Source organism: Elusimicrobiota bacterium (assembly GCA_041660925.1).
GTDB lineage: Bacteria > Elusimicrobiota > Elusimicrobia > UBA1565 > UBA1565 > JBAZUV01.
In genome coordinates, this window is sequence record JBAZVI010000008.1 from 216,554 (window position 1) to 224,641 (window position 8,088).

Genomic DNA, 8,088 nt, shown 5'->3' on the forward strand with positions numbered 1-8,088 from the left:
GGTAGGATAGCGTCCCACCGGAGACCGGTCAATGCGACTTTAGGCGTCTCTACGCGCGCGCGCATGCGTTCTGGAGGGGCGGGGGAAGGCCTTCCCCCGCGCACTATTGGGAAGTATGGAAGGTCGAGGTTAAATCATCACGAAGAAAGGACGAATTTCGTGTTACAAAAACATAAAACGCATAAAACGGAGCGGCCTGGGAGGACAAAAAACACCCCCTCTCCCGCATGGCGGGAGAGGGGGTTTGGGGGTGAGGGGCGAGTGGACTACAGGGTCGCGCCCGTACGAGGCGCGCTCGTCAGTCCACGAGCCGGCAGATGTCCTTCGCCGAGAGCGCGCCGGTGGCCTCGGTGATGTCCGCGATGGAGCCCTCGCCCGAGTCGCCGAGCGGGCCCGCGACCTTGACCTTGGCGACCTTCATCTCCTCGTTGCCGAGGGAGAGTCCGGTGGTCGGATCGACGATCTCCTTGCCGAGGTGGTAGCAGTCGAGCTTGAGCCCGTTCTCGACGCCCATGTTCGGGCCGGCGTTGAGATAGGCCTTGTTGCCGTTGACGGCCGCGACGCGGCAGGACCAGGGCTTCTTGTTGAGCTGGCTGACGATGTTCTCGGTGAACTGCGCGATGGCGGCCCGCAGCGACTTGCCCTCGAGGGTCTCGTCGTAGCCCCCGCGCGTGCCGAGCCCGAGGATGGAGCCCTTGCCGCTGGCGGCGCGGCCCTTGCCCGAGTCCGCGAGGAGGACCTGCCCGGTCTCCGCGTCGACGATGCGGATGTCGACGGTGGCTTCCGCGGTCTGCCGCTTGCTCTGGACGATGAGGTACTCGCTGCCCTCGGTCTTGACGCCGAACTCGCTGATGGCGCCGGTGACGATGGCGTTGAGGCCGAGGATCTTGCCGACCTGCACCGCGGTGCGGGCGTCGATGGCGCCCGAGGCCTGGAGCTTCTGCTCGTCCATGATCTTGTGCAGCTTGTCGCGCTCGACGACGACGAACTTCCCGGTCTTCGTCAACTCGGTGATGAGGATGTCCGTGGCCGCCGTGCCCAGGCGCTGCTGCCCGTAAGCCGTCTTGTTCTCGAAGTCCACGACGCCGATGCGGCGCTTGGGGCCGGCGAACTTCGAATCCACCTTCTCGGTGACGTTCGCGCTCACCGCCTGCTCCTTGCGGATGGAGACGCTGGGCGCGCAGGCGCCGAGCATCAGGGCGGCGGCCAGCGCCGCCGACATCGTCCGGATCGTCCGTTGCATCTTCAATACCTCCTGGGCATTTCCGCCAGCGCCGCGAACACGGCTTTCTCGGCTTCGGCGGCCAAAACTTTCCCCGTCATCTTCGACAGCGCATCCTGGACCAGCTCCCTGACGAACTCGCGCCCCGCGTGCTGGGGCCGGGCGAAGCTCTGCGACGAACCCTTGCCTTCCGCTTCCCAGAGCTTCTCGCCGCTCGCCCCTTCCACCAGCGTGAGACGCACGACGACCGTGCGCCGCACGTACACCCCCAGATTCTGGATCTGGAAGCTCTCGACCGAGCCGTAGAGCAATCCGTCGGCGCCGACGGCGCGGGCCAGGTCGGCCGGCGCATAGGCCTTCAGCTGCCCGCCGTCGGTGACCCCGATGGCCCGGAGGGCCTCGTCGGTCCCCTCGACCGGACGCACCGACAGGCCGGTCGCGGCGAGGTCCCGCTCCACGACGCCCCGCACCACTTTCGGAGCGTCGACGTCCGTCGAAAGATTGTCGAACGGCATCACCGCGACGCTCGCCGGCATCCGCGCGGGGAGGTCCGCCGCCGCGTATCTTACCGCCTTATGCCCGCACCCCGCCAGCGCCGCGAGCAGGAGGACGCTAGCGGATCTGCGGCCGGACATCCAACACCACCTCGTAGGGCGAGACGGCGGCGATCGTCAAAGAGTACTTGCGCATGCGCAGCATGGCCGCGGCGAGCTCGTCGCCCGGGGTCTTCTCCGTCGCGACCGCGAGCTCGGCGCCCTTCTCGCGGTCGAAGGAGGCCAGCGAGACCTCGAGGACCTCGGGGATGAGACGCACGTCCTCGGCGAAGCGCTGGAGCTCGGCGAGGGACGCGACGCCCAGGACGCGCAGCGTGACCTGCACGCGCGAGCCGAGCGCACCGGCGAGGTCGTTGGAGAGCCCCTCCCCGGAAAGCAGTCCGGCCGTGTCGAGCGCCTTGCCGGCCGCGAGAAGCGGGGACGGGTCGAGCGCGGAGGCCTCCTGCGTCCTCGAGGCGACGACGCGCCCGTCGGGGCGCAGGACCTCGAGCGAAACGGTCGCACGGCTGGAGAAGAAGCCGCCGAGCCGGACGTCCCGCAGCGGAACGGCCTCGGCCTCGCCGCGCACGACGAGATCGGCCGCGAGCTCGCGCCCGACGCCGACGGCGCTCGCGCTGTCGGTGCTGCGGCGGCTGCCGAAGGCGAGCGGGTCGTTGCGGTCGACGACGGCGAAGCCCTTCTCGAGCAGGCCGCGGCGCACGCCCTGGGCCGCGCGCCCGTCGGCCGACTCGGCGTATTCGCCGCGCGTGGCCATGAGGACGACGATCTTGGGGTTCCCGGCGGCGGGGCTGCGGCCGAGCAGGCCCGCCTTGCGCAGGTCCTCCCCGACCTTCTCGTAGAGCACGACGGCCTTGATGCGGGTCTTATGGAAGCCGCCCTCCTCCCTTTCGGAGAGGACGTCGTACTTCCGGACGTAGCCGCCGACCTTCGCGAGGATGTTCTGGTCCACGTCGACGGCCTGGGCGACGCGGGTCTTGGCGGAGATGTAGACGCCCACGACCCGCTCCACGGCCTTGCGCTGGGCCTCGGCGAGCGCCCGGGTCTTGGTCCCGAGCGCGTCCTTCGCGTCGACGGGGGCCCAGCCCTCGGATTCGACGACCTCCCCTTTTTCTCCGGGGGCCAGCGAGAGCCGGCCGCCGGAACAGGCGCAGAGGCCGCCGGCCAAGGAGATCAGGAGGAGTCTTCGAAGCATGATCCGACTCGCCGACGGCGCCGGCCTCCCCCGACGGGGGGAAAGACCGGCGCCGCGACGGGGTCGAGGCTCTATTTGAACTTGACGCCCATCATCTGCTCGAGGCGGACCTTCGGCAGATGCAGGGTGACGACGGCGCCGCCGTCCTTGGTGAACTCGGTGTTGACGATCTCCGCGCCCTTGATGCACTCCTTCACGGTGGCCTGGAGCTTGGAGTCCGTCTCCATCGCGCGCTCGACGGTGATGCCGCCCTCGATCTGCACGCCCTTGACCAGGGTGAGCAGCTCGTACTGGGCCTTCACGATGGCCGCGTCGCGCGCCAGCGCCTTGCGCTGGGTGTCGGTCGGCAGGGCCGGATCCGAGGCGCCGATGCCGATGGCCTCGATGTAGCTGCCCTTGACCATGTCCTGCTTGATGGTGTCGGTGACGCGTCCGTCCTTGACCATCTTCTTGCCGCAGCCGACGGCGACGAAGGCGCAGACGAGGACGGCGGCAATGATCTTGATGCTCTTCATGTGTTCTCTCCCTCCGAAGGACGACCTTCAGATTTTAGCTTATCCGGACGCTCCTGCAAGGCGACTTTGGACACGGGGACCTGAAAGAAGAAGCGGGTGCCCTTCCCGGCCTCGGACTCGAACCAGATGCGCCCCTCGTGCTTGTCGATGATGGAGCGGCAGATGGCGAGCCCGAGCCCCGTCCCCGGCGTACGGAGCTTCTCGCGGTTCTTCCCGCGGTAGAACTTCTCGAAGATGCGCTCGCGGTCCTCCTCGGGGATGCCGATGCCGCTGTCGCAGACGCGGACCTCGACGCACTCCCCCTTGTTCTCGAGCGCGAGCTCGACCTTCCCGCCCCTCGGCGTGAACTTGACGGCGTTGGAGAGCAGGTTGTCGAGCACCTGGGCGAGCCACTTCTCGTCGCCGTGCACGGGCGGCAGGCGCTTGGGGGCCTCCAAGATCACGCTCACCCCCCCCTTCTCGGCGTCCCAGAGGTGGTTCTCCACCGCCAGGCGCGCGAGGTCGTCGAGGGCGACGGAGGCGAACTCCATGCGCAGGCCGCCCTCGAGCTTGGAGATGTCGAGGAGGCCGCTGACGAGCAGACGCAGGCGCTCCGAGGCGGCCTTGCAGGAGGTCAGGAAGCGGCGCTGGTCCTTGCTCAGCGGGCCCGCCTCCTCGTCGAGGACCACCGAGAGGAAGCCCGTGATCGTCGTCAGCGGCGTCTTGAACTCGTGACTGACGGTCGAGACGAAGTCGTCCTTGAGCCGGTGCAGGTGCGCGAGCTGGCGGTTCATCTCGGCCAGGCGCTTGGTCATCATCGCGCTCTCGATGAGCACCGCCGCCTCCTCCGCGATGACCCGCACGAACTGCAGATGGCTCTCGTTGAAGAAGTTCTTGCGGAAGCTCCCCACGCGCATGACGCCGATGCGGCGGGCCTCGATCTTCAGCGGCACCACCGCGAGCGAGTGACAGCGCCACAGTCGGGCGTAGCGCGCGAGGACGCGCGGGTCGTTCTGCGCGTCGCCGGTCATGAACGCCTGCCCGGAACGGAAGACCCGCACCGAGGAGGCCATCTCGTTCTTCAGCGAGATGCGGTAGAGAGAGCCCTCGTCGTCCTCGAGGCCGAAGGCTCCGGGCTGGGTCACGAGATCGCCGGCCGTGTCGTCGAGGAGGAGGAAGGCGCAGACGTCCGCCTCGAGGGCTTTGGCGACGGTGGAGGCGATGGCCCCGAGCACGTCGGGCTGGTCGGGGTGCTCGCTGATGGCCTCGGTGACTTCCTGCACGGTGCGCAGCTCGCGCGTCTTCTGGATGAGCTGGAGGTTGGTCTCGTCGAGCCGCCGCATCGTCAAGTGAAGGCCGCCCTCGAGGCGCTCGCGCGCGTGCCGCTGCTCCCAGGAGCGGGCGGCGCGCTCGGCGAGGGCGCCGCAGTGGGCGGTGAGGATGTCGAGCGCGCCCGCCCCCTCCCCGAGGGAGGAGGCCGCGGGGTCCGCGTCGAAGGCGCCGAGCAGGCCCCAGACCCGCCCGGGCGTCCCCCAGGCGCTCAGGCGCAGCGCGCGCAGGCCGCAGGCGGCGAGACGCTCGCGCAGGGCCTCGGGGAGGTCCTCCTTCCAGAGCACCGTCCCCTCGCGCGCGGCGCGCTCCCAGACCTCGACGGGGAACTCCAGGTCCACGGGCTCGAGCGCCGCGAGGAAGCCCGTGCGCAGGGCGAGCTCGGCGCGTTCGTTCGAGAACGCCCCCCCCAGGCCCATGCGGTACCAGAGGCAGAGGTGGAGATTCTCGAAGCGGCGGCCCAGCTCCTCCCCGCCGGACTGCAGCGCGCCGGCCAGCAGCTGAGGGGTCTCCGGCTCTCCCGGGTCCGAGAGGAGCTCGCGGGCGAAGGCGCCCAGTCCGAGCGCGCGCTCGCGCTCCAGGAAGAGCGCGCGGTCGAGCGGGAGCAGGAGGCGGAAGCGGGCCCACCAGTACGCGGCGGCCGCGCAGAGCGCCGCGGCGGCGGTCCCGGCCGCCAGCGCCCCGAGCGGCGTCGAGGGGCTCAACGCAGGGCCTCGGAGACGTCGAGGTAGGCGCGGAACACGGTCCCGGGGTCGTTGAGCAGGGAGAGCGGCAACCAGCCCAGCGCGACGCCGGCGTCGGCGCTCAGGTGGCCGACGGCATAGTGGAACTCGTCCTCGCGCTGCGCGAGGTCGCTGCCCGGAGGCGGTCCGACGAGGAGCGCCGTGCGCGCGCCGGCGGCGCGCAGAGCCCCCGCGACGACGTAGGGGGTGCCGAAGACCTGGGAGGGGTCGTAGATGCAGAGGGGACCGACCTTGAGGGGGCAGGGCCAGCCGTTCTGGCGGGCCGTGTCCTGGACGCGGCGCAGGCCGAAGCGCGCGTAGTCCTCGAGCCCGACGGGGAAGCAGAGCGCCGCGGCCTCGGGCCCGTCGAGCAGCAGCGTCTTGGCCGCCAGCACGGCCTGGACCTCCTCGGGGATCGGCGGCGCCGCCGTGGGCGCGGCCATGACCGCGTTCACCATGTCCTGCAGGGCGACGGGCTGCTGGGCCTGCGTGAGCAGCTCCTGCATGCGGAAGAGGCGGCGGGCCAGCAGCGAGGCCTCGGCCAGCGTCCCCCCGAGCCGCGTGCAGAGCCCGTTCGCGTCCTCGAAGGAGATGTCGAAGCCGGTCTTCTGGAAGAGCCGCCGCAGGACTTCGACCTGCTGGTCGCCGGCCGGGGGCTTCAGGTCGCCGGTCCAACCCGAGCTGAAGCGCAGCTGCAGGGCCTGCTCGAGCGCGCCGAGCAGGCGCGCGGGATAGGCCGAGGTCATCATGACCTGCCGACGACCGTCCATGAAGGCGTGGACGATCTTCACGATGAGGGCGCGGTTGGAGTCGTTGAACTCCATGAGATGCGCGTCGTCGATGAGCAGGGCGCGCGCGTCGCGCGCGAGCGCCTCGAGCTCGCCGCTGCGGCCGTTCGTCTCCGCGGCGGCCGCGGCCGCCGCGAGCCGGCCTCCCGAGGTCAGCCAGATCTTCTCTCCGGGATACTGCCCGGCGAGCTGACGGGCGACCGCGTTCAGAAGATGGGTCTTCCCCGTGCCCGGGCCTCCGGAGAGGAAGATCGGGTTATAGAGCTCGCCGGGGTTGGACGCCGCGGACGCGGCCGCGGCGTGGGAGAAGCGGTTGAACGAGCCGACGAGGAGGTTGTCGAAACTCATGTCCGCGCGGGGTTCCACGCACGCCGCGGAGAGAGCCGGTCCGGCGGGGATGGGCGCGCCCCGGACCGCCGCGGGGGCGGGGACCGCCGACGGGGACGCGGCCTTGGGCGGGACCACGGACCAGGAGGCCGGGGCCTCCTTCGGCGGCTCGATGGGCTTGGGCGGCTCGGTCCGCAGCCTGATCGGCGGCATCCCGGACTTCGTCTCCGCCGGTGGAGCGGCCTTGGCGGGCTCGCTCATGGGAGCCGGCGTCGCCGCGGGAGGCGGGGAGGCCGCTCCCGCCGACGTGAGGCCCGCAGGAGCGTCGTCGAAGAGGGAGACCAGGCCCAGGTCCGCGGGCGCGGGGACCGGCGCGGCGTTCGTCGTCGGCGGCTCGAGCTTCACCGGCGGGGTCTTCGGCGCCGACGGCTCGAGCTTGACGGCCGCAGCGGCCTCCGGCGCCTTCGCCGCGCCGGCGGCTCCTTCGGCGGGGCAGAGAGCGCTCAGCTCGGCCCGAAGGGCCTCGACCGCCCCCTCGTCGGCGGCGCTCAGCCCGAGGCTGTAGGTCCAGTGCGAATGCCCGCCCTCCTTCTTCGGTCTCCCGCAGAGGGAGCCGAACTTGCGGATGAGCCCCTGCACGTCGGAAAGGGCGGCGTGGAGGAAGAGCCGGCGGCGGCGGGAGTCGCGGGCGGTCGGGGCCGGCTCGATGCTCCAGCGCTTGATCATCCGGCCTTCAGCAGCATGAGCTCGAGCATCATGTCCATCGCCAGCGTCCGCTTCTGCGTCTGGTCGAGCGGCACGCTGCGGAAGAAGAAGTCGGCCTTGGCGCAGACTTCCTGGAGCTCCCCGACCCGCGCGTCGGAGAGTCCGGAGAGCACTCCGACGGCGCCCACGGCGCCGGCGGCTTTCATCGCCTCGAGCACGGCCTCCGGAGCGGCCCCTTCCCCGACCTCGGCGAAGAGGGCGCTGCGGATGTGCAGGGGCTTCTTCGAGAGCTTGAGCGCCGTGTTGCGCAGGAACTTCTCGAACTCGGCGCACTTCGCCTCCTGTCCGGGTCCGAACAGGAAGGCGAGGCGGCGGATCTGCGCGACGGGGACCTTCTTGGGGTCGTCCGGCGGCGTCTCGACCGGGACGACGCGCAGGCCCCCCGTCGGGCCCGCGGCCGCAGGGGCGGGGGCCGGCGCGGCCGGCGGCGGGACGGCGGGCGCAGGCGTCGGGGCCGGCGAGGGCGCGGCGACGGGCGCCGGTGCAGGCGCGGCGGCGGGCGCCGGTGCAGGCGCGGCGGCGGGCGCCGGTGCAGGCGCGGCGACGGGCGCCGGTGCAGGCGCGGCGGCGGGCGCCGGTGCAGGCGCGGCGGCGGGCGCCGGTGCAGGCGCGGCGGCGGGCGCCGGTGCAGGCGCGGCGGCGGGCGCCGGTGCAGGCGCGGCGGCGGGCGCCGGTGCAGGCGCGGCGGCGGGCGC

The 8,088-nt window shown here is 71.4% G+C and carries 7 protein-coding genes; all 7 read right to left on the reverse strand.

Annotation, left to right across the window (positions count from 1 at the left end; genetic code table 11):
- Positions 1-298: 298 nt before the first annotated feature.
- A complete protein-coding gene (locus WC969_12310) occupies positions 299-1,243 on the reverse strand; it encodes a CsgG/HfaB family protein (GenBank protein MFA6030631.1) in 945 nt (314 codons plus the stop codon).
- 2 nt (positions 1,244-1,245) lie between these two features.
- Complete coding sequence (locus WC969_12315; protein ID MFA6030632.1) at positions 1,246-1,857, reverse strand: GNA1162 family protein; 612 nt, start codon at positions 1,855-1,857, stop codon at positions 1,246-1,248.
- A complete protein-coding gene (locus WC969_12320) occupies positions 1,835-2,968 on the reverse strand; it encodes a hypothetical protein (GenBank protein MFA6030633.1) in 1,134 nt (377 codons plus the stop codon). Before WC969_12320 ends, WC969_12315 begins: the two co-directional genes overlap by 23 nt.
- Before the next feature lie 71 nt (positions 2,969-3,039).
- Positions 3,040-3,483 (reverse strand): hypothetical protein, encoded by a 444-nt coding sequence (locus WC969_12325; protein ID MFA6030634.1) that lies wholly within the window; start codon positions 3,481-3,483, stop codon positions 3,040-3,042.
- Positions 3,480-5,495, reverse strand: a complete 2,016-nt coding sequence (locus WC969_12330; protein MFA6030635.1) for a GAF domain-containing sensor histidine kinase — start codon at positions 5,493-5,495, stop codon at positions 3,480-3,482. Before WC969_12330 ends, WC969_12325 begins: the two co-directional genes overlap by 4 nt.
- Complete coding sequence (locus WC969_12335) at positions 5,492-7,354, reverse strand: DnaA/Hda family protein (GenBank protein MFA6030636.1); 1,863 nt, start codon at positions 7,352-7,354, stop codon at positions 5,492-5,494. Before WC969_12335 ends, WC969_12330 begins: the two co-directional genes overlap by 4 nt.
- Positions 7,351-8,088: hypothetical protein (locus WC969_12340; protein ID MFA6030637.1), on the reverse strand; the 738-nt coding region annotated here is incomplete at its 5' end. The genes WC969_12335 and WC969_12340, both read right to left, overlap by 4 nt.

Excerpts from the sequence above, each read along its gene's own strand:
- WC969_12310 (MFA6030631.1), bottom strand. The coding sequence starts at position 1,243 with ATGCAACGGACGATCCGGACGATGTCGGCGGCGCTGGCCGCCGCCCTG.
- WC969_12315 (MFA6030632.1), bottom strand. The coding sequence starts at position 1,857 with ATGTCCGGCCGCAGATCCGCTAGCGTCCTCCTGCTCGCGGCGCTGGCG.
- WC969_12320 (MFA6030633.1), bottom strand. The coding sequence starts at position 2,968 with ATGCTTCGAAGACTCCTCCTGATCTCCTTGGCCGGCGGCCTCTGCGCC.
- WC969_12325 (MFA6030634.1), bottom strand. The coding sequence starts at position 3,483 with ATGAAGAGCATCAAGATCATTGCCGCCGTCCTCGTCTGCGCCTTCGTC.
- WC969_12335 (MFA6030636.1), bottom strand. The coding sequence starts at position 7,354 with ATGATCAAGCGCTGGAGCATCGAGCCGGCCCCGACCGCCCGCGACTCC.